Origin of the sequence: Streptantibioticus cattleyicolor NRRL 8057 = DSM 46488, assembly GCF_000240165.1 — a bacterium.
In the GTDB taxonomy this organism is placed as follows: domain Bacteria; phylum Actinomycetota; class Actinomycetes; order Streptomycetales; family Streptomycetaceae; genus Streptantibioticus; species Streptantibioticus cattleyicolor.
Genome location: NC_017586.1, coordinates 84,867 through 107,176 on the forward strand (window position 1 = coordinate 84,867; position 22,310 = coordinate 107,176).

At 73.4% G+C, this 22,310-nt stretch carries 16 protein-coding genes; 9 read left to right on the forward strand and 7 right to left on the reverse strand.

The annotated features are described in order from the left end of the window. Positions 1–18: 18 nt before the first annotated feature. Positions 19–1,161 carry an acyltransferase family protein gene (locus tag SCATT_RS00375; protein ID WP_014140859.1) on the reverse strand — a complete coding sequence of 381 codons (1,143 nt, stop codon included), beginning with the start codon at positions 1,159–1,161 and terminating at the stop codon, positions 19–21. 302 nt (positions 1,162–1,463) lie between these two features. Here SCATT_RS00375 and SCATT_RS00380 point away from each other — a divergent pair, with 302 nt between their 5' ends. From SCATT_RS00380 to SCATT_RS00400, 5 genes are all read left to right on the forward strand, one after another. After that, positions 1,464–2,291, forward strand: coding sequence for a type 1 glutamine amidotransferase domain-containing protein (locus SCATT_RS00380; protein WP_014140860.1), 828 nt, complete (start codon positions 1,464–1,466; stop codon positions 2,289–2,291). Between the two features lie 88 nt (positions 2,292–2,379). Then, a complete protein-coding gene (locus SCATT_RS00385; protein ID WP_014140861.1) occupies positions 2,380–4,011 on the forward strand; it encodes a thiamine pyrophosphate-binding protein in 1,632 nt (543 codons plus the stop codon). A gap of 40 nt (positions 4,012–4,051) precedes the next feature. Then, on the forward strand, positions 4,052–4,501 hold the full coding sequence (locus SCATT_RS00390; protein ID WP_014140862.1) for a nuclear transport factor 2 family protein: 450 nt from the start codon (positions 4,052–4,054) through the stop codon (positions 4,499–4,501). Positions 4,502–4,566: 65 nt separating this feature from the next. Beyond that, positions 4,567–5,178: a DJ-1/PfpI family protein gene (locus SCATT_RS00395; RefSeq protein ID WP_014140863.1), complete on the forward strand. Its 612-nt coding sequence runs from the start codon at positions 4,567–4,569 to the stop codon at positions 5,176–5,178. Continuing rightward, complete coding sequence (locus SCATT_RS00400) at positions 5,175–6,995, forward strand: AGE family epimerase/isomerase (RefSeq protein WP_014140864.1); 1,821 nt, start codon at positions 5,175–5,177, stop codon at positions 6,993–6,995. The genes SCATT_RS00395 and SCATT_RS00400 overlap by 4 nt, the downstream gene beginning before the upstream one ends. A gap of 100 nt (positions 6,996–7,095) precedes the next feature. Here the strand turns inward: SCATT_RS00400 and SCATT_RS00405 are convergent, their stop codons facing one another. The 5 genes from SCATT_RS00405 to SCATT_RS00425 all read right to left on the reverse strand — a co-directional run bounded on the left by SCATT_RS00405 (position 7,096) and on the right by SCATT_RS00425 (position 13,170). Beyond that, positions 7,096–7,749, reverse strand: a complete 654-nt coding sequence (locus SCATT_RS00405; protein ID WP_014140865.1) for a DsbA family oxidoreductase — start codon at positions 7,747–7,749, stop codon at positions 7,096–7,098. After that, positions 7,746–8,972, reverse strand: coding sequence for an acyltransferase family protein (locus tag SCATT_RS00410; protein WP_014140866.1), 1,227 nt, complete (start codon positions 8,970–8,972; stop codon positions 7,746–7,748). Before SCATT_RS00410 ends, SCATT_RS00405 begins: the two co-directional genes overlap by 4 nt. A gap of 177 nt (positions 8,973–9,149) precedes the next feature. Further along, positions 9,150–10,619, reverse strand: a complete 1,470-nt coding sequence (locus SCATT_RS00415; RefSeq protein WP_014140867.1) for an MFS transporter — start codon at positions 10,617–10,619, stop codon at positions 9,150–9,152. A 304-nt stretch (positions 10,620–10,923) separates the two neighbouring features. After that, positions 10,924–11,952, reverse strand: a complete 1,029-nt coding sequence (locus SCATT_RS00420; RefSeq protein ID WP_014140868.1) for a hypothetical protein — start codon at positions 11,950–11,952, stop codon at positions 10,924–10,926. A 30-nt stretch (positions 11,953–11,982) separates the two neighbouring features. Then, positions 11,983–13,170 carry a DNA/RNA non-specific endonuclease gene (locus SCATT_RS00425; protein ID WP_014140869.1) on the reverse strand — a complete coding sequence of 396 codons (1,188 nt, stop codon included), beginning with the start codon at positions 13,168–13,170 and terminating at the stop codon, positions 11,983–11,985. 817 nt (positions 13,171–13,987) lie between these two features. Here SCATT_RS00425 and SCATT_RS00430 point away from each other — a divergent pair. Beyond that, on the forward strand, positions 13,988–15,172 hold the full coding sequence (locus SCATT_RS00430; RefSeq protein WP_014140870.1) for a methyltransferase domain-containing protein: 1,185 nt from the start codon (positions 13,988–13,990) through the stop codon (positions 15,170–15,172). A gap of 456 nt (positions 15,173–15,628) precedes the next feature. Further along, entirely contained in the window at positions 15,629–17,944 is a 2,316-nt protein-coding gene (locus SCATT_RS00435; RefSeq protein WP_014140871.1) for a protein kinase domain-containing protein, read from the forward strand. 13 nt (positions 17,945–17,957) lie between these two features. On the opposite strand, the gene xylA is transcribed toward SCATT_RS00435, so the two are convergent. Beyond that, complete coding sequence (gene xylA / locus SCATT_RS00440) at positions 17,958–19,133, reverse strand: xylose isomerase (protein WP_014140872.1); 1,176 nt, start codon at positions 19,131–19,133, stop codon at positions 17,958–17,960. Positions 19,134–19,260: 127 nt separating this feature from the next. Between xylA and xylB the strand changes: the two genes are divergently transcribed. Both xylB and SCATT_RS00450 read left to right on the forward strand, forming a co-directional pair. Next, entirely contained in the window at positions 19,261–20,721 is a 1,461-nt protein-coding gene (gene xylB, locus SCATT_RS00445; protein ID WP_014140873.1) for a xylulokinase, read from the forward strand. A 5-nt stretch (positions 20,722–20,726) separates the two neighbouring features. Then, positions 20,727–21,965: an ROK family transcriptional regulator gene (locus SCATT_RS00450; protein WP_014140874.1), complete on the forward strand. Its 1,239-nt coding sequence runs from the start codon at positions 20,727–20,729 to the stop codon at positions 21,963–21,965. The last annotated feature ends 345 nt before the right edge of the window (positions 21,966–22,310 follow it).

Below are 22,310 nucleotides of genomic sequence, written 5' to 3' on the forward strand. Positions count from 1 at the left end.
CGCAAGTCGCGAGATCGTTCAGCGCACCGGCGCCGGATCGCGCGCCGGTGTGACGGGCACCGGACGCCGCCGCCCCCAGCGTCTGGTCGCCGGGCGTTCCACGACGCCGTACAGCACCCAGGCCGCCAGCAGGCTCACCGCGAGGAAGGCGAGCACCAGCCCCACGGCGGCCGGGGTGGACCAGGTGCGTCCGGCGCCGAGCAGCCGGTGACCGTACATCAGCACCAGCCGGTGGACCAGGTACAGGGCGAACGACAGCTCGCCGAGGCGGACGAGCGGCGGCCGGCCGAGCACCCCGGCGCGTCCGGTCACATCCGCCCGGGCCACCGCGGGGATCAGCAGGGCGAGCGGCACGATGGTGACCGCGGTGAGGCTGTACAGGTAGGGCGCCCGGGTGGCCCCCCAGTAGCAGAGCACCAGCAGGGCGGTGGCGGGCAGCGGGCCGACCGGGGACCACCGGCGGGCCCGCACCGTCCGGGCGAGCACCGCGCCGAGCACGAACTCCGGTAGCCGGGCCGCCGGGAGCACGTACACCAGCCAGAACCGCCACTGCGGGCTGGTGCCGTCCGGCATGGAGACCAGCGGACGGGCCGGCAGCGCCTCGGCGACCAGCGGCAGCAGGGCGACCACGGCCACCATCGCCGCGGCCCACCACCACAGCCGTTCGGGGCGGATCCGGCGGATGCCGCGCCACAGCAGCGGGAACGCCAGGTAGAACAGCACCTCGCAGGAGAGCGACCAGGTGACGGGGTTGCCGCTGCCGAACATGGTCACCTGCGGGAACCAGGACTGGATCAGCAGCAGGTTGGTGACGGCCTGGCCGACGGTGAAGACACCACCGGTGGCGGCCAGCAGCGCGAACGCGGCGACGGCGGTGAGCAGATGGCCGGGGTAGACCTTGGCGCACCGCCGCCGCCAGAACGCCCGGGCGGTGTCGCCGGGCGCCGCCGACCAGGCCAGCACGAAGCCGCTGAGGACGAAGAAGAACGACACCCCGAGCCAGCCGGCCTTGGCCACCAGCGCGGAGAACCCGTGCTGCGCCCCGGGGTCGCCGAAGAAGTGCTCGAAGGAGGCGTGGAAGACGAAGACCAGGGCTGCCGCGACGAACCGCAGTCCGGTCAGTGAAGGCAGTCTGGCGGTACGGGGATCGGCAGGTGTCATGACCGACGGCTCCTGGTTCTCGGGCGGTGCCGCCCACGGGGGACACGGCGTCGCCGCCTCGTGGGGACGCGGGGCGCGCCGCCGCGTTGTTCGAATTTCAGGGCAGCAGAGCGACCCCGGCCGTGTAATCAGCGCGGCCCGGATCCGCGACGGTTGCGGCAAGTCACGACAGTCGTCACGCGGCTGTTGTGGTCGGTGCCCCGGGCGGGCTTGAATCGGGTGCGTCTGCGGTGCTTCCGCGCCCTCCCCGGGCTGTCTTTCCCGGGCACCCGGGCATCCCCTTTCGCAGCAGGGAGACATCCGTGTCCAAACGCATCCTGGTGGTGCTTTCCGAGTACGGCTACTGGGGGGAGGAACTCGTCGGTCCGCTGGAGGCGTTCGACGCCCGCGACTACCGCACCACGTTCATCACCCCCAACGGCAAGCGGGCGCACGCGCTGCCGCCGAGCCTGGACTCCGAGTACCTCGACCCGCCGCTGGGCCGTTCGGTCACCAGTCGGGACATGGCCCGGCGCGCGCGGGCCCTGGACGACTCCAGCCGGCTGGACAACCCGCTCAGCCTCGCCGAGATGGTCCCCGAGCGGCCCTACTACAGCGCGCTCAACCACCTCCGTGAGCTGGAGGAGTACCACCGCGGGCTCGCCGGGGCCACCGGCGAACTCCTCTCCGCCTTCGACGCGTTGATGATCGTCGGCGGCAGCGGTCCCATCGTTGACCTGGCCAACAACGAGCGCCTGCACGAACTGGTGCTCGCCTTCGCCGCGGCGGGGCGGCCGATCCTCGCCGAGTGCTACGGCGTGGCGACGCTCGCCTTCGCCCGGGACTGGGAGAGCCGGCGCAGCCTGTTGTGGGGCAAGCACGTCACCGGCCACCCCAAGGAGTACGACTACAAGGACGGCACCGGCTTCCTCGGCGTGGACTTCAACATGGGTCCGCCGCCGTACCCGCTGGAGTACATCCTGCGGGACGCCACCGGGCCGGACGGCCGCTTCCACGGCAACGTCGGCAAGGAGACCTCGGTCGTCGTCGACTTCCCGTTCGTCACGGCCCGTTCCACCCCGGACTCCACGCTCGCCGGCGAGTTGCTGATCGAGGTGCTGGAGAACGGGCTGACCCGCTACGGGTGGTAGCGGCGCGCCCGGTGCCGGGTGCCGTGTCGTGCGCCATGTCGTGATGTGCCGTGTCGTGCCGTGTCCCAGGGTTCCCAGGGAGGGACGGATGTCCGCCAGACCAGGCAAGGCCGCGCTCTTCGAGCAGTTGGCCGCCGACGGCATCACCCATATGTTCGGCAACCCCGGCACGGTCGAGCAGGGCTTCCTCGACCTGGCCGACGGCAGTGCCACGCGCTATGTGCTGACGCTCCACGAGAGCGTGGCGGTGGCCATGGCGGACGGCTACGCCCGCGCGGGCGCCCGGCCCGGCCTGGTGCAGTTGCACAGCGGGGTGGGGCTCGGCAACGCGATCGGGATGCTGTACCAGGCGCGGCGCGGTGGTTCGCCGCTGGTGGCGCTCGCCGGCGAGGCCGGGGTGCGGTACGACGCGATGGACGCGCAGATGGCCGCGGACCTGGTGGCGATGGCCGAGCCGGTGACCAAGTACGCGACCCGGGTGGTGCATCCCGCGTCGCTGCTGCGGGTGGTGCGCCGGGCGGTGAAGATCGCCATGACGCCGCCGCGCGGACCGGTGCTGGTGGTGCTCCCGGCCGACGTGCTCGACCAGGAGACCGAGGAGCCCGCGGTGGCCGCCGGTGTGCCGTCGACCCGGGTGGTGCCGGAGCCGGACGCGATCGAGTGGGCCGCCGACGCCCTGCTCGCCGGGGACCGGCCACTGGTGCTGATGGGCGACGGGGTCGCGGTCAGCGGCGCGCAGCGGCAACTCACCGAGGTGGCCGAGTTGTTGGGGGCGCCGGTGTGGGGGGTCAACTCCTCCGAGGTGAACTTCGACACCACGCATCCGCTCTTCGCCGGCAACCTCGGCCACATGTTCGGCGCGGACAGCGCCCGGGTGGTCGCCGACGCCGACCCGGTGCTGATCGTCGGGACGTATGTCTTCCCCGAGGTCTTCCCCGAGCTGGCCGCCCCGTTCCGGCCGGGCGCGCGGATCGTGCACATCGACGCGGACGCCTACGAGATCGGCAAGAACTTCCCCGTCGGCGTCGGCCTCGCCGCCGACCCGGCGCCCACCCTGGCCGCGCTCGCCGGACGGCTGCGGGCCCGCGGACGCGAACCCCGCCGCGGCACCCGGACACCGCCGGAGAACGGCACCCGGACACCGCCGCGGGCCGACGGCCAGGCGGCGCCGCGGACCATGACGGACCGCTTCGCCGCGGAGCTGGCGGCGCAGGCACCGCCCGGGCTGGCCGTCTTCGACGAGGCGCTGACCTGCTCGCCCGCGCTGACCCGGTGGCTGCCGCCGCGGGTGCCGGGCACCTACTTCCAGACCCGCGGCGGTTCCCTCGGAGTGGGCATCCCGGGGGCGCTGGGGGTCAAGCTGGCCCGGCCGGAGCTGACCGTGGTCGGCTTCACCGGCGACGGCGGCAGCATGTACACCATCCAGGCGCTGTGGACGGCGGCCCGGTACGCCATCGACGCCAAGTTCGTCGTCTGCGACAACGGCCGTTACCGGCTGCTGGACCACAACATCGAGCGCTACTGGCGGGACCGGGCGATCGAGCCGCACGCCTACCCGGACGCCTTCGACCTGTCCCGGCCGCGGATCCGCTTCACCGAGTTGGCCGGCTCGCTCGGGGTGCCGGCCGTCCGGGTGGCGGAGCCGGAGCAGGTGGCGGACGCGGTGCGCGCCATGCTCGGCCACCGCGGTCCGTTCCTGGTGGACCTGGTGACCGACTGACCGTGCGGCACCGCCCCGACGACGTTGCGAGGAGCAAGCCATGCCGACCGTGCAGAACCACGCGGAACTCACCCTGGCCACGGTGGAGGACCTGGCCCGCCGGTGGTACCGGGCGCTCGACCGGCACGACCCACTGGAGGAGGTGGTGCCGTTCCTGGTCCGCGACGGGCTGGTGATGCGCTTCCCCGAGGGCACTGTGGAGGGCCTGGCCGGCTTCGCCGACTGGTACGAGACGGTGACCCACCGGTTCTTCGACGAGGCGCACGAGGTGCGTTCGGTGGCCGTGCTGCCGATGGGCCCGGCGATCGCCGAGGTGAAGGTGGTGGTCAACTGGCAGGCCAGCGTGTGGTCGCCACCCGCCCCGCAGAGCCGGTGGCTCGGCTTCGACGCCCACCAGACCTGGACCGTGGTGCTCGACGGGGGCTCCGCGCGGATCCGCGGCTACACCGTGGACGCGCTGGAGCCGATGCCCGGCTCGGCCGTGCTGTGACCGCGGCGGCCGGCGCCCGATGGAACTGACACGACATCAGCCGGATCGATTCGGGGAATGTGCACATGGGTACCGTCAAACCGCTCAAGACCGGACGACTGGCCGGCAAGCGCGTCGGCGTCCTCATGGAGAGCGACTTCGTGGAGGACGAGATCGACTACTACCTGCGGCGCTTCGCGGAGGAGGGCGCCGAGGTACGGCTGCTGACCCGGCTGTGGGGGCAGCCCCGGCTCACCTTCACCGGGCACGAACACCGGCGCGCCGTCGAGGTCGACGGTGACCTGGAGGCGCTGGACTACCACGAACTGCTCCAGTACTCCGCGCTGGTGGTGCCCGGCGGGATGGTGGCGGACCGGCTGCGGTACAGCGAGGACGTCGACCAGGCGTCGCCGGCGCTGGAGCTGCTCCGACGGGCGTTCCGCATCCCCAACCTGGTCAAGGCGTTCTGCTGCCACGGGCTGCTGCTGGTCTCGGCCGCCCCGGAGCTGGTCCGGGAGCGCCCGGTCGCCTGCCACAACAACCTCGCCGCCGACGTGCGCAACATGGGCGCGGTCTACCTCAACCAGGACGTGGTGGTCGACCGCGACCTGGTCACCGTGCGCACCGCGGACCACTGCCACCTGCTGGCCCGTACCGTCATCGAGCGCCTGGCCGAACTGCGGAAGGCAGCCGCGTGAACGCCCACCTCAGCTGGTCCTTCTCCGACAGCGCGGCCGGCTACGTACTCTCCCGGCAGGGCAGCCGGGTGCAGATCAAGACGCTGGACGACCGGGAACTCACCCTCCATCTGTCCGAGTCCACCTCGGCCGAGCTGCTGCGCAACCTCGGCGAGCCCTACCGGGACGTCACCGAGCGCATCGACGAGTACCTGGTGCACGGCGCCCTGGTCTTCTCCTACGGGCCGGTCTACCCCGATCCGGAAGGGCTGTACTTCCAGGTGTCCAAGCTGCTGTTCGTCGGGGACGGCGAGGTGCCGTACCCGTTCGACCGCAAGGGCTGGTGGGTGCGGCAGATCGAGCGGCTGGGGCGGTTCTACCGCCGCTCGCAGTTCGGTGACGGCCCGGTGGACTTCACCGATTACCGCACCCGGGTCAACACCGCCGGCCACAAGACCGACGAGCACGTGCAGGAGACCGACACCATCTCCCGGATGGTGTACGGCATGGCCAGCGCCTACATGCTCACCGGCGAGGAGGACTTCCTGGAGGTAGCCGAGCGCGGCTCGCGCTACCTCCACGACCACATGCGCTTCCACGACGAGGCCGAGGACATCGTCTACTGGTATCACGGCATCGAGCTGGAGCGGCTGCGCGAACGCAAGCTGTTCGCCTCGGAGTTCGGCGACGACTACCAGGCGATCCCGGCCTACGAGCAGATCTACGCGCTGGTCGGGCTCGCCCAGACCTACCGGGTCACCGGCGACCCGGTGATCGCCAAGGACATCGAGGACACCGTCCGGCTGTTCCAGAAGTTCTTCCACGACCCGCGGCTGGGCGGCTACTACTCGCACATCGACCCGGTGACGCTCAGCCCGCACCACGACGGCCTCGGCCCCAACCGGGCTCGCAAGAACTGGAACGCGCTCGGCGACCACGCCCCGGCGTATCTGATCAACCTCTACCTCGCCACCGGCGAGGAGCGCCATCTGCGCATGCTGGAACACATCTTCGACATGATCGTCACCCACATGCCGGACCGCTCGCCGGGCGGCAGCCCGTTCGTCAACGAGCGCTTCCAGGGTGACTGGACGCCCGACCACACCTGGGGCTGGCAGCAGAACCGGGCGGTGGTCGGCCACAACCTGAAGATCGCCTGGAACCTGATGCGGATGAACGCCGTGCTCCCCAAGCGCGAATACCTCGCGGTGGCCCGGGAACTGGCCCGCACCATGCCCGCGGTGGGCCGTGACCCGCAGCGCGGCGGCTGGTACGACACCGTGCAGCGCAAGGCGGTCAACGGCCGGCACGCCTTCGCCTGGCACGACCGCAAGACCTGGTGGCAGCAGGAGCAGGCGATCCTGGCCTACCTGATCCTCGCCGGCCACACCGGTGACCACGACTACCTGCGCCACGCCCGGGAGGCGTCCGCCTTCTACAACGCCTTCTTCCTCGACCACGACGAAGGCGCCGTGCACTTCACCGTGCTCGCCCAGGGGCTGCCCTACCTGATCGGCAACGAACGGCTCAAGGGCAGCCACGCGATGGCCATGTACCACAAGGCCGAACTGTGCTATCTCGCCGAGGTCTACACGCAGTTGCTGGTCAACGGCGAGCCGATCGAGCTGTGGTTCAAGCCGCGTACCGACGCCGAGTTCCCCGGTCGGCTGCTGCGGGTGGCCCCCGACATCCTGCCGCGCGGCCGGGTGGTGCTCGACCGGGTGCTGATCGACGGCGCCCCCAGCACCGACTTCGACGCCGAGGCGATGACGGTCGCGCTGCCGGTCAGCTCCGAGCGGCAGACGGTACGGGTCCGGCTGCGGCCGGCCGACGGCTGACCGCGCCCCCGCCGCGTTCCGCCCCGGTCGTCCGTACGGTACGGCCGGGGCGGACGCATGGCGTGTGGTGCGCCCCGGGCCGGGTGGCCCGGGGCGGGGTTCACGCGACGCGGGCGAGGGTGGCGACGGTGGTCGGCACGCTCTCCAGCGGGGTGGTCGGGGTGGGCGCGGTGGCCGCGGCGCGCTCCACGGCACGCAGCAACTCCTCCTTGCCGGGCACCCCTTCACGGCGCCAGGGGCCGATCGCCACGGTGGGCACCATGGTGACCCCGTGCCGTCCGCGAGCCTCGGCGACCGCGTCGAGGTGGCGGCGGGTGTACCGCTCGGAGAGGATGGCCGCCCGGTACGCCCTCGGGTCGAGCCCCACCTCGGCGGCGAGCCGGGTCAGCTCCACCGGGTCGGAGATGTCCGCCCACTCGTGGAAGTACGCCGTGGAGACCCGCTCGGTGTAGGCGGTGCCCACGCCGTGGTCGAGCGCGAACTGGTAGCCCAGGAACGCCATCCGGCTGCGCCGCAACGGGGTTCCGGGCGGGCTCGGCAACTCCACGCCGACCCGCTCGGCCAGCGGCCTGACCTCCGCCTCCCAGATGCCGCGCGGGTACTCCCCCACCTCCACGGCGCAGTCGGGGTTGACCTCGAACGGATGCCACTCCAGGACGACGTCCTGGCGGGGCAGCGCCTCCTGGAGCACCCGGCGGGTGATGAGGCTGAACGGACAGATGTAGTCGAACCAGACGTCGATGGTGACGGTCACGGACTCTCCTCACGACGAGCGGAGGTTGACGTGTGCCACGCGTCCCGGCCGGCCGGGACGCGCGAGGGGCCGGGGAGCGCGGCGGGGCGCGCCCCGGTGGGTTCGGGGGGCCGGGCCGGGGAGCCGAAACGGCGCAGCACGGGGCGTTCGTAGCCCACGTGCACCAGCCAGGCCAGCAGCAGCGACACCACGGCGCTGAGCAGCACCATGCCGACGGCGGCCGGGGCGGACCACGCCCGCCGCTCCCCCAGCGCGATGTGCCCGTAGCGCTGCACGAGCCGGTGGACCAGGTAGAACGCGAACGACACCTCGCCCAGCCTCACCATCGCCCGATGGCGGAACGGCGACCGCGTCCCCCGTACGTCGGCCACCGCGGCGGCGCTGATCAGCCAGGTGACGGGGACCAGGGTGACGGCCACCATGCCGTACTCGAACGGCGCGTACAGCGCGACGGCGTAGCCGGCCACCAGGGCGGCGCCGGCCGGCAGCAGCCCCGGGCCGCTCCAGCGTCCGGCGCGCACGATGCGGGCCATCACCATGCCCAGCACGAACTCCAGCGCCCGTACCGGCGGGAAGGCGAAGACGAACCAGTACCGCTGCTCGGAGACGGCCAGCCACGACATGTGCGGCTGCCCCGGCAGCAGCGCGCCGGCCACCGCCGGTACGCAGCACACCGCCGCCACCAGGGCGCCCGCCCACCACCACAACCGCTCCGGGCGGACCCGCGCGACCAGCCGGAACAGCAGCGGGAACGCCAGGTAGAACAGGGCCTCGCAACTGAGCGACCAGCTCACCGGGTCGACGCTGAGGATCACGTTCACGTCCGGGGTCCAGCTCTGCACCAGCAGCAGGTTGCGCACCGCGCCCGGGGCGGGCAGCCCGGCCCAGGCCAGCAGGGCGAGGGCGGCCAGGAAGGTGAGCAGATGGGTGGGGTAGATGCGGAAGAACCGCCGGCGCCAGAAGCGGCGCGCGGGGTCGTCCCGGCGGGCGGACCAGGTCAGCAGGAAGCCGCTGAGCACGAAGAAGTACGAGACACCGACCCACCCGGCCTTGCCGGCGAGCCAGGAGAAGGCGGCACCGGCCGCGTGGTCGCGGAAGGCGTTCTCGTAGGTGGCGTGGAAGGCGAAGACCAGCGCGGCGGCGACGAACCGCATGCCGGTCAGCGACGGCAGGCGGCCGGGACCGGGCCGGCCGACGGTGTCGGATGCGGTGGTCGCGGTCATGGTGGCTCCCGGGAGGAGGGGTTCAGCGAGGCCCGCGTCGGGCGAGAGGTCGGCGCGCCGTCCGGACCGGGCCCGCGCGGAGCCCGGAAGGGGGAGGTACGGCCCCGGGGTTCGCGGCCCGGACGGCGCGTCGTGGCGGCCCCGTCACCGACGGAAGGCGGCGGGGCGGGTCGGTGGTCATGTCGGCCGGGCCGACCGGGCGGTGAGCCGGGGCACGAGCGCGAGCGCGGCCAGGGCGAGCACGGTGTTGGCGACCAGCGCGGCGGTGAAGGCATGCCAGTGGGCGGCCGGTGTGGTGCCGGAGCCGAGGGCGGTGAGGAAGACCAGGCCGACCACGGTGACCCCGAGCGACATGCCGATCTGGGTGGACGTCTCCAGCACGCCCGAAGCGGCGCCGGAGTCGGCCGGCGGCACCCCGTCGAGCGCGGCGCCGAACAGCGGGCTGACGCCCAGCCCCTCGCCGAAGCCGATCACCACGAGCGCGGGCAGCAGGACCCACCCGGTCGCCCGCTCCCCCGCGGTCACCGAGGTCACCAGGAGCGCCACCGTGCCGGCCGCGTTGACCAGGTAGCCGATGGCCGGCACCCGGTGCCCGGCCACCGCCTGGAGCTTCGGTGCCACCAACGAGGCCGCCACGAAGGCGATCGCCAGCGGCGCGAAGGTCAAACCGGCGGCCAGCGGCAGGTATCCGAGACCACTTTGCAGCTGGAGGGTGAGGACGAAGAAGAGCCCGGCGTTCCCGGCGAAGAAGACCAGGGCGACGAGGTTGCCCCCGGCGAAGGCGGGCCGACGCAGCAGCCGGGGGTCGATCAGCGCGTCACCGCCGCGCGCGGCCACGGCGCGTTCGACGGCGAAGAACGCGGCGAGCGCGGGCACGGAGACCGCGAGGCAGATCCAGCACCACGCGGGCCAGCCGGCCGACCCGCCCTCGATCAGCGGCAACGACAGCGCCAGCAGCGCCACCGTGAGCAGCAGCGTGCCGCGCACGTCCAGCCGCGGGCGTCGCCGGCCACCCGGCACCTTGGGCATCACCAGCGCGGCGCCGATCAGCACCAGCAGTCCCAGCGGCACGTTCAGCAGGAACACCGACCGCCAGGACAGCCCGAACAGGTCGGCCTGCACCAGCAGTCCGCCGAGTACCTGGCCGACGACGGAGGCGACGCCGATCGTCGCCCCGAACACCGCGAAGGCACGCTCGCGCCACCGGCCGTGGAACGACGTCTGGAGCACCGAGAGAACCTGCGGGTAGAAGAGCGCGGCGCCGAGCGCCTGCGCGACCCGGAAGCCGATCAGCGCGCCCGCCGAGCCGGCCAGCCCGCAGGCGAGCGAGGCCGCGGTGAACAGCGCCAGCCCGGCCTGGAACATCCGCCGGGCGCCGTGGATGTCGCCGAGGCGTCCCCCGGTCACCAGGAAGAGCCCGTAGGCGAGCACGTACCCGGAGACCACGAGTTCGACCTGCGGGTAGCTCGCGCCCAGCCCGGTGCGCACGGCGGGCACCGCGACGTTGACGATGAACGAGTCCATGACGGCCATGAAGGTGCCGGCCATCACCACCACCAGCAGCCATCCGTCGCGGGCGGACGGCACCGCCGCGCCGCGGGGCCGCGCGGAGGCCACCGCCGTGGTGGTCACACGGGTTTCCGCCACGAAAGCCTCTCCTCGCCGGATGTCGTCGAACGGCACGCCGGCGTCGGGCGGTCACGCCAGGTGCGCGGCCGCCCGCCGTGCCCCGCCGTACGCCGTCTCCCGCGCCGCGTCGTGCCCTTCAACCTTCGCCACAGCCCGGCCCGGGGGACAACTCCGACTTGTGAAAGAAGTCCTTGAGAGGCATGAAGGCATCTGGATCCGGCGGTTGCCGCGCACGCTCCCCTACGGCACGACTCGCGTCACCAACCTGCTCGACGCCGTCTCACACTTCACCTGGCGACGTCAGACCGAGGGTGGAAAGTCCTCACTGGATCAGCTCCTTGTGGGGGTGGTCCGACGACACCGGGCAGACGTGGATCTGAAGGCTGTAACCGCTTCCCACGGTGATCATCGTCGGGCGGTGGGCCAGGCTGTGGGCAGGGGCGGTCGACGCAGCGGCGGCCTGGTCCTCGTAAGGGATCCAACTGCCCGTGCTCGCGTCCCATTCGTCCGAGGCGATGGTCAGCAGCGGGGTCAACTCGGCGTCGCAGACCGCGCAGAGGCGGGGGACCGGGTCGGTGAGGCCCCAGCGGGACCAGCCACCGGTCTTCCAGCCGGGCGCGAGGGACAGTTCGTCGAGGTAGAACTCCCCGGGCGCGAGCTCGTAGGAGCTGTCCGGGGCCGCGCCGGCCGACTGCCACGTGGCCCAGTCGTCCAGCCGTGCCCGCAACTGCGTGCTGAGTTCCATGGGGTGGGGGTACTCGGTGACCTGTTCCGGGTCGAGCAGGCACGGCTCGGGCACGTAGTCCTCGGACTGGACCGCTGCCGACTGCGGGGGCGCCGTGAGGACCTCGGTGACCGTAGCGGCGGACCGCCAGAACAGCGCGGTCCTGGGCCTGGGTTCGGGCAGGTGGTCGAAGGGACACCACAGCACCTGGAGCAGGTCGGCCCCCTCGGGGACCACCGGCAGGGGGACGTCCCGCACGTACAACTGGGCCACGGGCAGCATGGCGACCGGTCCGTCGGGCCACGGCCGATCCGTCCTGAGCTGCTCGTCGGACACCAACTCCTCGGGGCCGAGGCCCGGTTGGCCCGCCGCCGCGGCCTGGATGCGCCGTCGTCGCCGTACATCCGCCGGCGAGACGGCCGGGTTCACCCCGTCCGGCTCATGCGGGCCCTCGCAGTACGGCCACGGCTCGGCGGCGGGCCACAGCAGCGGCCCACCGACCGAGCTGTCGTACGGCGACGGCGACCCGGGGCGGGGATGCAGCCGGGTCGCCGTACGTGCCAGCGGGGCCAGTTGGGGCAGGACCGCGGAGACGTCGACCGGCCGCGGTGGGGTGGTACGGCTCATCCTGGCTCCCGGCGATGTCGGTCGGTGGCGTCAGTTACCGAGGTTGAGGCCGCTGCTGGCCTGGGTGTTGGGGATGACGATGTTGCCGAACAGCTGTTGCCTCGTTCCGTTCGCCCGCTCGACGGTGGCGCTCATGGTGACGCCGTAGGGGATCGTACTGGTGCTGCTGAGGTAGTCGGGTGTCACCTCGTAGAAGATCGCGTCGTTGCCGCCCAGGCCTTTGATGGCTCGCCTGGTCTCCTGCTCGTACGTCCGCATGCTGGGGGTTCCGGTGTTCATGCCCACCTGCCAGCAGGGGACGAGGTTGGCCTGTCCACCGTCGCGCACCTGGCCCTTCCCGCCGAGTACGTTGGCGATCAGGTGGCACCGGGCGACGACGGCCCCCGGCGCGTGTGCCGCGACGAACTTCTGCGCGTCCTGCAGGCCGGTGATGTCCCCGGACGCCACGCTGCCCTCGCCCGGCGGGTTCCGCAGGCACGCCCGTGCCATGGCCGCCCGGGTCCCGGGCGGTCCGGGCGGGACGGTGGTCTTGTTGCGCTGCGGAACGGGCTGGGTGGTGTTCGTCAGCCAGCCGTGGCCGTCGTCGACCGCCCCGCCCGGCCTGTGCTCCAGGCAGTCGGCCTGCGGCCCGCGACGGGTTCCGGTCGCCCAGACCGACTGGTAGACCCCGAACCCGAGATCCTGGTAGATGACCACATTGCCGTCGTTCTGGATGTTGAGCAGGCACCCCACCCCCTGATTCCCGCAGTCCCAGGTGGTGTTGCTGGCCCAGATGGGCTGGTCCGCACGGTTGTAGACCACCAGGTTCCCGTCGAACTGGAAGGCCAGGTAGGCGCCGCCCGCGTTGGCCTGCGGCGCGGTCCACTCGATGTTCCCGTTGATCCGGACCTCGAAGGTGCCCTTGTTCATGTCGACCCAGGTACGGCCGTCCGGCGACGCCCTGCGGCTCCCGTCGCCGAGCCGCCAGCCCCCACTCCACGGATTGTGGAAGGGGCCGATGGCCGTACCCGGCGGAAGGCCGAAGACGATGCCGGAAGGTTTCGCCTTCGGCGTGGGACTGCCGGGGCGAGCGACATGGTGGGCCGGGGCCGGGTGGGACGATCCGGCCGACGCGGTCGGCGCGGTCTGTGCGGCCTGTGCGGCCTGTGCGGGCAGCGTCAGGCCGAGGGTGGCGAGTGCGGTGACGGCGGTGGCGGCGAGAATGCGCGGTAAATGCACGCGTGATCCCCCTTATGGGTCGGCGTGGTGTATTTCCTGGGTCACGGCGGGCTGCCCTTGGCGATACGAACGCCATGGCGACGGGTTCCACTCGCCGACGACCGGACTTTCGGTTGTCTGGGAACTCCCAGCGAGAATGCGGTTGTCGGTGCTGGTCCTCGTTCAGCCGTCGATCTGGTGCTGTCTGCCGACGGTGAAGTGGCGAGGTGGTGATTTCACACCTTCTTCGCATGTTCTGCGCATGCGGCCCCCGGAATTCCGGACTTTGCCTTCGGCTACGGCAGCACGATCCTGCACCGGAACAGCTCCGGGCGGTACCCCTACGGCGATTGTTTTCCCGCCGGATCGACAACAGGGTCGGACGAGTTCCTCTGCTTCTTCGGCAGGCGCGTGGACATCCGAAGCGGCGGCCATACCCACACCGCCCCGGTGACCGCAGAAGTCTGGGACAGCGCTCCGCCTGAGGATGCGTGAAGGAGATCGCTCCAACGGGCGCCGCGCGTCGGCCGCCGGCGGGAGACGGGTGTCCGTCAGGCATCGGCCGACCTACCGCCTTCCGGGTGACCCACGCGCCCGGTGGTACACGGGTGCCCACTCGTGCGGGTGCATCGGCGGTTTGCGCCCTACCCGTCGGCGCGCCCCGGGGGTTGACTGGGCGTCCCTGTCACCGAGCCGTGGGAGGCAAACCCGTGGATGTGATCGTGCGCGCCGGTGGAGGCGACGACGGCGACAAGCTGCCCGGCCAGCCGTGGCCCGGGCCGACGGAGGACCCCAAGCCTGACGGCAGCGCTCCGGAAGGCGACGGGAAACACCGGAGGTGACGACCACCGAGGAGCGGCCTGGCCACGCCGGGCTGGGCCGCTACCTGCACGAGATCGGCGCACTCACCCCCGAGTGGGCCGAGGCGTTCCACGCGGTGCCGAGGTCGGCGTTCCTGCCGGACCTGATGTGGCCGCACGACATGGAAACCGGCCGCTCCTCCCCCGTCGACCGGCGGAAGGACCCCGAAGCGTGGGGCCGGTACGCGCACGAAAACTGTCCGATCGTCACCCAGTGGGACGACGGCGCCCACGACGGGATCGAGCCCGGCACGGTGCCGACGAGTTCGGCGAGCGCACCGTCGGTGGTGTTCCGGATGCTGGCCGACCTCGATGTGCAGCCGGGCCACAAGGTTCTCGAACTCGGTGCCGGGACGGGCTACAACGCCGGCCTGCTCGCCTACCGGGCGGGTGCGGGCAACGTCGTCACCGTCGATGTGGACCCGGCCGTGACGGCGCGTGCCCGGCGGGCCCTGGACGGTCTCGGCCTTGATGTCGAGGTGGTCACCGGTGACGGGCTGGCCGGCTTCCCGGACCGGGCCCCGTTCGACCGGACGATCGCCACGTTCGGGCTGCGCTCGCTGCCGGGAGCGTGGGTGGAGCAGACCCGGCCGGGGGGCGTGATCGTCGCGCCGTGGGGGACGAACTTCGCCCACCACGACGCGGTGGCCCGGCTGGTGGTGGCCGGGGACGGCAGGTCGGCGTCGGGACGGTTCAGGCGGCTGGTGGAGTTCATGAAAGCCCGCTCGCAGCGGCTCGAGTTCGCGGGCCACAGCGCGTACGTGCCGGACGACGTACCCGGCAGCGCGGACGAGTCGTACACCGAGGTGCCGGCCGGGGACTTCCCCGCGCACCTGGACGCTCCGGCCCGGTTCGCGGTCGGACTGCGTGTCCGCGATGTCTGGCATGGCATGTCGGCTTCCGGGGATCGGCGGCTGGCCTGGTTCTACGGCCTCACCGACACGTCATGGGCGGTGGTCGCGTTCCGCGACGGGGAGAGGAGGCATCCGGTGTACCAGTCGGGGCCGCGCCGCCTCTGGGACGAGGTCGAGGCCGCGTGGCGCTGGTGGTGTGCGGTCGGCCGGCCGGGGGTGGACGGGTTCGGGCTGACGATGCGGCTGGACGGTGGCCACGAGGTGTGGCTGGAGACCGGGGACCGGCGGGTGCGGGTGCGGCATGAGTGATCCGCTGATCGGGCGCTCAGCAGGATAGGCGGGTGGCCTTCGACTGCCCGCCTCCAACACGTGGACGATCCGGCCGACGGCTGACGCGGCGAGGCCCGGACCCGACCGGGTGAAACGGCGATACCCCGCCGACTGCGGCTCGTCATCCACGGCCCGGCCACCCTCCTCCCCTGGTCCGCCGCCGCGATCGCCGCCCTCGGCCTGGTGCTGCACCTGCTGACCACCCGGGGCGCCACGGCCGCCAGCACGGAGGCGTCCCGGCTCGCCCAGAAGGTGTGAGGCGGCCCTTCGAGCCTGCGCGGACGCAACGCGCGGTACGCGGCGGGTCCGCCGAGCCGGAGGCTTGCGTACCGGCGGGCGGCCGGCGGGCGCGCACACGCCTAGGCGGAGCGGATCGGGGTGGTGTTCACTGAACGCGCCGTGCCCGTCGGATGTCGTCGGATGGGGGGAAGGTCCGTGGGGCGACCGAGGCGAGAACTGGACCCGCAGGCCGGTCCGTTGGAGGCGTTCTGCCATGACCTGGAGGAGTTGCGGGCCGCGGCCGGGCTGACGTTGCGCAGGCTGGAGGAGCGCTCCGGGTATTCGAAGGCGGCGCTGTCGAAGGCGACGTCGGCGGTGTCGTTGCCCTCGTTGGACCTGACGATGGCGTACGTCGGGGCGTGCGGCGGGGATCAGCGGGAGTGGGAGAGCCGGTGGACGGCGTTGCGGGAGGTGCTGAACGCGAGCCGTCCGGAGTTGCTGACCGATCCGTCCGGCCCCGCCGGGACGGACGCGGCGGACGCGTTGCGGGTCGTCCGGGAGACCGCCGGGGCCGGTCGCCACGGGGAGGCCGCCGCCATGGCCGCCGCCTGGGAGGAGCACGCGCGGCGCAGTCACGGCGACGGCAGCGCACAGGTAGCCCACTGGGCCGGGATCCGCGCCGATCTCGCCCGGATGGCCGGGGACATGGCGGGTGCCACCGGGCTGTGGATCGCCGCCGCCCGTGCCCGCCTGGCCGGCGGACCTGCCGACGACCCCGCGCTGCTCGCCGCGGCCCGCAGCGCCCACTGGTGCTGGCAGCAGATCGCCGACCCCGACCGTGCCCGGCAGGCCGGGGTCCAACTCCTCGATCTGCTGCGGTCGTTACCCGCGTTGGACCCGCGGCACGTCGCGGCGGCCGAGTACCGGCTCGCCGCGCTGGGGCCGGGGGCCACCGCATCGCCGCGGCCGGATCCGGCGGGCACCCGGTGGCCGGGGTCGGCGGATCCCGTCTCGGCGCCACCGGGGACCGCACCGTCCGGCGGCCGGGTTCCCCGCCGCGCCGTCGCCCCTCTGCTGTCCGGCGACCCGGACCGCGTCGGCCCGTTCCGGCTGCTCGGCCGGCTCGGATCGGGCGCGATGGGGCAGGTCTTCCTCGGGGTCTCCAGGGCGGGGCGGCCGGTGGCGGTGAAGGTGGTCCGTTCCGAGCTGGCCGAGGACGCCACCTTCCGCCGCCGGTTCGCCGCCGAGGTCGCCGCCGCCCGCACGGTGCAGGGTCCCTACACCCCGGCGGTGGTGGACGCCGATCCGGACGCCGAGCGGCCGTGGATGGCGACCACCTGCATCCCCGGGCCCTCGCTGGGTGACGTGGTGTCGTCCGGCGGCCCGCTGCCCGCCCCCGTGGTCCGCGCGCTGGCGGCCGGCATCGCGGAGGCGCTGACCGCCATCCACGCCGCCGGGGTGCTCCACCGGGACCTCAAGCCCGGCAACGTCCTGCTCGACCGCGACGGGCCCAAGGTGATCGACTTCGGCATCGCGCACGCCGCCGACCACACCCGGCTCACCCGTACCGGGGCCCAGCTCGGCACGGTTCCGTACATGGCACCGGAGCAGGCGGCGGGGCGGCCGGTCGGACCGGCCACCGACGTCTTCGCACTCGGATCGCTCCTGGCCTACGCGGCCACCGGCATCCCGCCGTTCGGGGAGAGCGGCACCGGCGAGGTGCTCTACCGCATCGTGCACTCCGAGCCCGACCCGGAGGCGCTGGAGTGCGCGGATCCGGCGCTGCGCGAGCTGATCGGGGCGTGCCTGGCCAAGGACCCGGCGCGCCGGCCGACGCCCGGGAGGATCGTGGCCGCCTGCGCGCAGGCGGCCGGCGCCGAGCCGTGGCCGCCGCCCGCGCTCGCCGCCCGGCTCGCCGAGCACGACGCGGAGTTGACCACGTTGCTGGCCCGGCAGCCGGAACGCCGCCGGATGCGTCCGACGCGTCCGGCGCTCCGGTTCAGCCTGGTGCCGCTGGTCCTCGCCACCGGGATCGTGGTGGCCGTGATGCTGGTCGGCTCGCGCGGCGGCACCACGGGCCACGACACCGGGACGCCACCGGCCACCTCCCGCTCCGCGGCACCGGTGCCGAAGCCGGCCCGCGACGGCCAGGACCCGTACACCGGGGCGCACTGCGGACCGGACCAGCAGGAGGCCGACCGGCGCGCGATGACCTGGCCGGACGGCTCCCCCTACGGCTACCTGGTGCTCTTCCACTCCCCCGGCTGCGCGGCGAGTTGGGGTTACGTCTACGGCCCCAACTCCCACAAGTGGTCGGTGCACATCACCGCCCACCGGCAGGGCGACGGGGCCACCGCGCCCTCCGCCTTCTCCGGCGACCTGCGCCCCAACTCCTGGGGCAACGTGCTCTCCACCCGCACCGGCTGCGTGTGGATCGAGGGGTGGGTCAGCGAGGAGAAGGCGCAGTCCCGGCACACCGTCACCGACTGCGTCCAGGACGGCGGCCCGGTCACGGTCACCGGGTCGCCGTGAACCGGCGGCCGGCTCAGGCGATGCCGAGCAGGTGGTCCATGGCGAGCTGGTCGAGGCGTTCGAAGGCCATCCCGCGTTCCGCGGCGGCGGCCACGTCGAACTCCTCGTAGGCGGATCGGTCGGCGAGCAGCGTCGTCACCGTCTCGCCGGGGGCCAGGGTGGGCCGGGCCAGGTCGTCCAGCCGGGCGGCGCGCAGCGCCTCGGCAACCCGGGGGTCGGCGCGGAAGGCGGCGGACCTGGCCTTCAGCGCGAGGTAGTTGCGCATGCAGCCGGCCGCGGAGTCCCACACCCCGTCGGGGTCCTCGGTGCGCGGCGGCTTGAAGTCGAAGTGGCGCGAGCCGCGGTACCCGGCGGATTCCAACAGGTCGACCAGCCAGAACGCCTGGCGGAGGTCGCCCGCGCCGAAACGCAGGTCCTGGTCGTACTTGACGCCCGACTGGCCGTTGAGGTCGATGTGGAAGAGCTTGCCGGACCACAGCGCCTGCGCGACGCCGTGGGTGACGTTGAGCCCGGCCATCTGCTCGTGGCCCACCTCGGGGTTGACGCCGACGAGTTCGGGGTGCTCCAGCCGTTCGATGAAGGCCAGGGCGTGGCCGACGGTGGGCAGCAGGATGTCGCCGCGCGGTTCGTTGGGCTTGGGCTCGACGGCGAAGCGCAGCGGGTAGCGCTGTTCGTGGACGTAGGCGGTGAGCAGGTCGAAGGCTTCCTTGAGGCGGTCGAGGGCGGCGGGTACGTCCTTGGCGGCGCCCGATTCGGCGCCCTCCCGGCCGCCCCAGGCGACGTAGACCTCGGCGCCGAGTTCGACGGCCAGGTCGATGTTGCGCAGGGTCTTGCGCAGCGCGAAGCGGCGCACGTCGCGGTCGTTGGCGGTGAAGGCGCCGTCCTTGAAGACCGGGTGGGTGAACAGGTTGGTGGTGGCCATCGGCACCTTGAGCCCGGTGGCGTCCAGTGCCTGCCGGAAGCGCTTGAGGATGGCCTCGCGGCGGCTGTCGGTGGCGTCGAAGCCGAAGAGGTCGTCGTCGTGGAAGGTGACCCCGTGGGCGCCGAGGGCGGCGAGGCGGTGGACGGCCTCGACCGGGTCGAGCGGGGGCCGGGTGGCGTCGCCGAACGGGTCGCGGCCGGCCCAGCCGACGGTCCACAGGCCGAAGGAGAACCGGTCCTCGGGGGTGGGGGTCAGTTCGTCGGTCACCGTGTCTCCCTGGGGTGTGCGAGGGGCGGGTCCGGCCACGCCCTATTGGTTAAGCCGGAAAACAAACTAATATCGCTGCGCGGCGCCGGGAACCCCCCGGCGCCGGTGAACCGCCGGGGAGGCCGGGTTGGCTGCACAGCAGGACGCGCGAGGAGAACGGGTCGTCATCGGCGTGGACAGCTCCACGCAGGCCACCAAGGCGGTGGCCGTGGGCGTGGACACCGGCACGGTTCTGGGCACCGGGCGCCACGCGCACTCCGTCACCTCCGGGGCGGGCCGGGAGAGCGACCCGGAGCAGTGGTGGGCCGCGCTGACCGGGGCGGTCGCCGCCACCGGCCACGCCGGCCGGGCCGAGGCGGTCGCCGTCGCCGGGCAGCAGCACGGCCTGGTGGCGCTCGGCGCGGACGGCCGGCCGGTGCGCCCCGCGCTGCTGTGGAACGACGTGCGTTCCGCGCCGCAGGCCGCCGCGCTGGTCGAACGGTTCGGCGCCGAGGAGCTGGCGGAGCGCACCGGCAGCGTGCCCACCGCCGCGTTCACCATCGCCAAGTGGGCCTGGCTGCGGGAGAACGAGCCGGCCGCCGCCGACCGGGTGGCCGCCGTCCGCCTGCCGCACGACTACCTCACCGAGCAGCTGACCGGAGCCGCCACCACCGACCGCGGCGACGTCTCCGGCACCGGCTGGTGGACCCCGCACGGCTACGACGGTGAACTCCTCGGCCACGTCGGGCTGTCGGCGGCGGCGCTGCCGGAGGTCGTCGCGCCGGGCACGGCGGCCGGACGGGTACGTGGCGGTGACGGACCGCTGCGGCCCGGCACCCTGGTCGCGGCCGGCACCGGGGACAACATGGCCGCGGCGCTGGGCCTCGGGCTGCGCCCCGGATCGCCGGTGGTCTCGCTGGGCACCTCGGGCACCGTGTTCGCGGTCACCCGGGGCAGGCCGCGGGACCCCTCCGGGGTGGTCGCCGGGTTCGCCGACGCGCTCGGCGGCTGGCTGCCACTGGCCTGCACCCTCAACTGCACGCTGGCGGTGGACCGGTTCGCCGCGTTGCTCGGCCGCGACCGGGAGGCCGTGGAGCCCGGCGGCACGGCCGTGGTGCTGCCGTTCCTGGACGGGGAGCGCACGCCCAACCTGCCGTACGCCTCGGGGCTGTTGCACGGGCTGCGCCACGACACCACGCCCGGCCAGGTGCTCCAGGCGGCCTACGACGGCGCCGCGTACTCGCTGCTGGCCGCGGTGGACGACGTGTTGCGGGCCGGTGGTGAGGAGAACGATCCGCTGGCGCCGCTGCTGCTGGTGGGCGGCGGTGCGCGGGGGACGGCGTGGCGGGAGACGATGCGGCGGCTGTCCGGGCGGCCCGTTCAGGTGCCGGCCGCCGAGGAGCTGGTGGCGCTGGGCGCGGCGGCGCAGGCGGCGGGGGTGCTGACCGGGGAGGCCGCCGACGAGGTGGCCCGCCGCTGGGGCACCGGCCGGCCCGCCGTGGTGCTCGATCCGCGGCCGGCCGACACCGAGGCGCTGGCCCGGATCGGCGACACGCTGCGGCGTTCCCACGACCTGATGGCCCGTCAGCTACCCGCCGCCGAAGGGTGATACGGGTGCTCGACACGACCGGACGCGGCGTCGCGCAGTCACCGTCGGCCGCCTCCCAGCGGGACATGCGCCGGCACAACCTCGCCGCGGTACTGCGCACCGTGGCGGCGCACGGCCCGCTCTCCCGCGCCGCCGTCGCCGATCACACCGGGCTCACCCGGGCTGCGGTCTCCAGCCTGGTCGACCAGTTGCGCGCGGACGGCCTGGTGGCCGAGGTGGGGCGGGCGCCCAGCGGCCGGGTGGGGCGGCCGGGCACCGCGCTGGCGGTCAACGAGCGCGGCCCGGCCGGACTCGGGCTGGAGATCGGCGTGTCGCACCTGGGCGCGTGCGTGGTGGATCTGCGCGGCGAGGTCAGGGTGTGGCTGCACCGCGACACCGGCAACCGCGGCCGGGACGCCGCCGAGGTGCTGGCGGAGCTGTCCGCGCTGGCGGGGCGGGCGATCGACCGGGCCGGGGCGGAGGGGCTGCGTCCGGTGGCGGCGGTGCTCTCGGTGCCGGGGGTGGTCGGCGCCGACCCCGGGGTTCTGGAGCACGCCCCCAACCTGGGGTGGCGGCAGGTCGCGGTGGCCGGGGCGGTGCCGTCGCGCGGGGTGCCGCTGCGCGCGGAGAACGAGGCCAACCTCGGTGCGCTGGCCGAGGTGTGGACGGGTTCGCCCGGCCCCGATGTGCTCCATGTGTCGGCGGAGGCCGGGATCGGCGCAGCGCTGGTGATCGGCGGGCGGCTGTTCCGCGGGGCCCGGGGGTTCGCCGGTGAACTGGGCCATGTCCCGGTGCATCCGTCCGGCCCGCCCTGCGGCTGCGGTGCCCGCGGCTGCCTGGAACGGTACGCGGGGCTGGAGGCGGTACGGACCCGCGCCGGGCTGGCCCCGGACGCCGCCGACGGGGACGTGGTGGCCGCGCTCGCCGCCCGGGCACGCGAGGGGGACGCCCGGACCCGGGGCGCGCTGGGCCGGGCGGCGACCGCGCTGGGCACGGCGCTGACCGGGGCGGTCAACCTGATGGATCCGGCGACGGTGGTGCTCGGCGGCGCCTACGCGGAGCTGGCGCCGTGGCTGCTGCCGGGGATGCGCCGGGAGTTGGCGGCGCGGGTCACCGTACGTCCGTGGCGGGACGGGCAGTTGACGGTGTCGGTGCTGGGGCGACGCGGTCCGCTGCTGGGCGCCGCGCTGTCGACGGTGCGGCGGATCGTGGAGGACCCGGTGGCCGCGGCGCCGGAGGGCGGCTGGGCGGGGTTGCGGGGGTGAACCGTGGCCGGGGGGCGTCCGTCCGGTACGCGGTCGGCGTGGTACCGGTGCGTCGGCGGCGGGTTGAGCCTTCAAGGAGTGAAGAACACGCCGCCGTTGGGATGTTTACCTCGTTCACATCTTGACCTCCATGTGCGGGGCGCGGGAATCTCTGCTGGGCGCCGCCCGCGGTAGGTGAGACGAGTCGGCGGCGACCGCCGCCGTCCGCCCACGTGCCGACGGCGGTTTCGTACTCACAGCCGTCACTGACGACCGGTCCGGTCGCGGCGCAGCCGACGCCGCGGCGCCTCCGGTCCCAGCCAGGGAGGACAGCTTGAGACAACACCCACCCCACGGCGGCCGGAC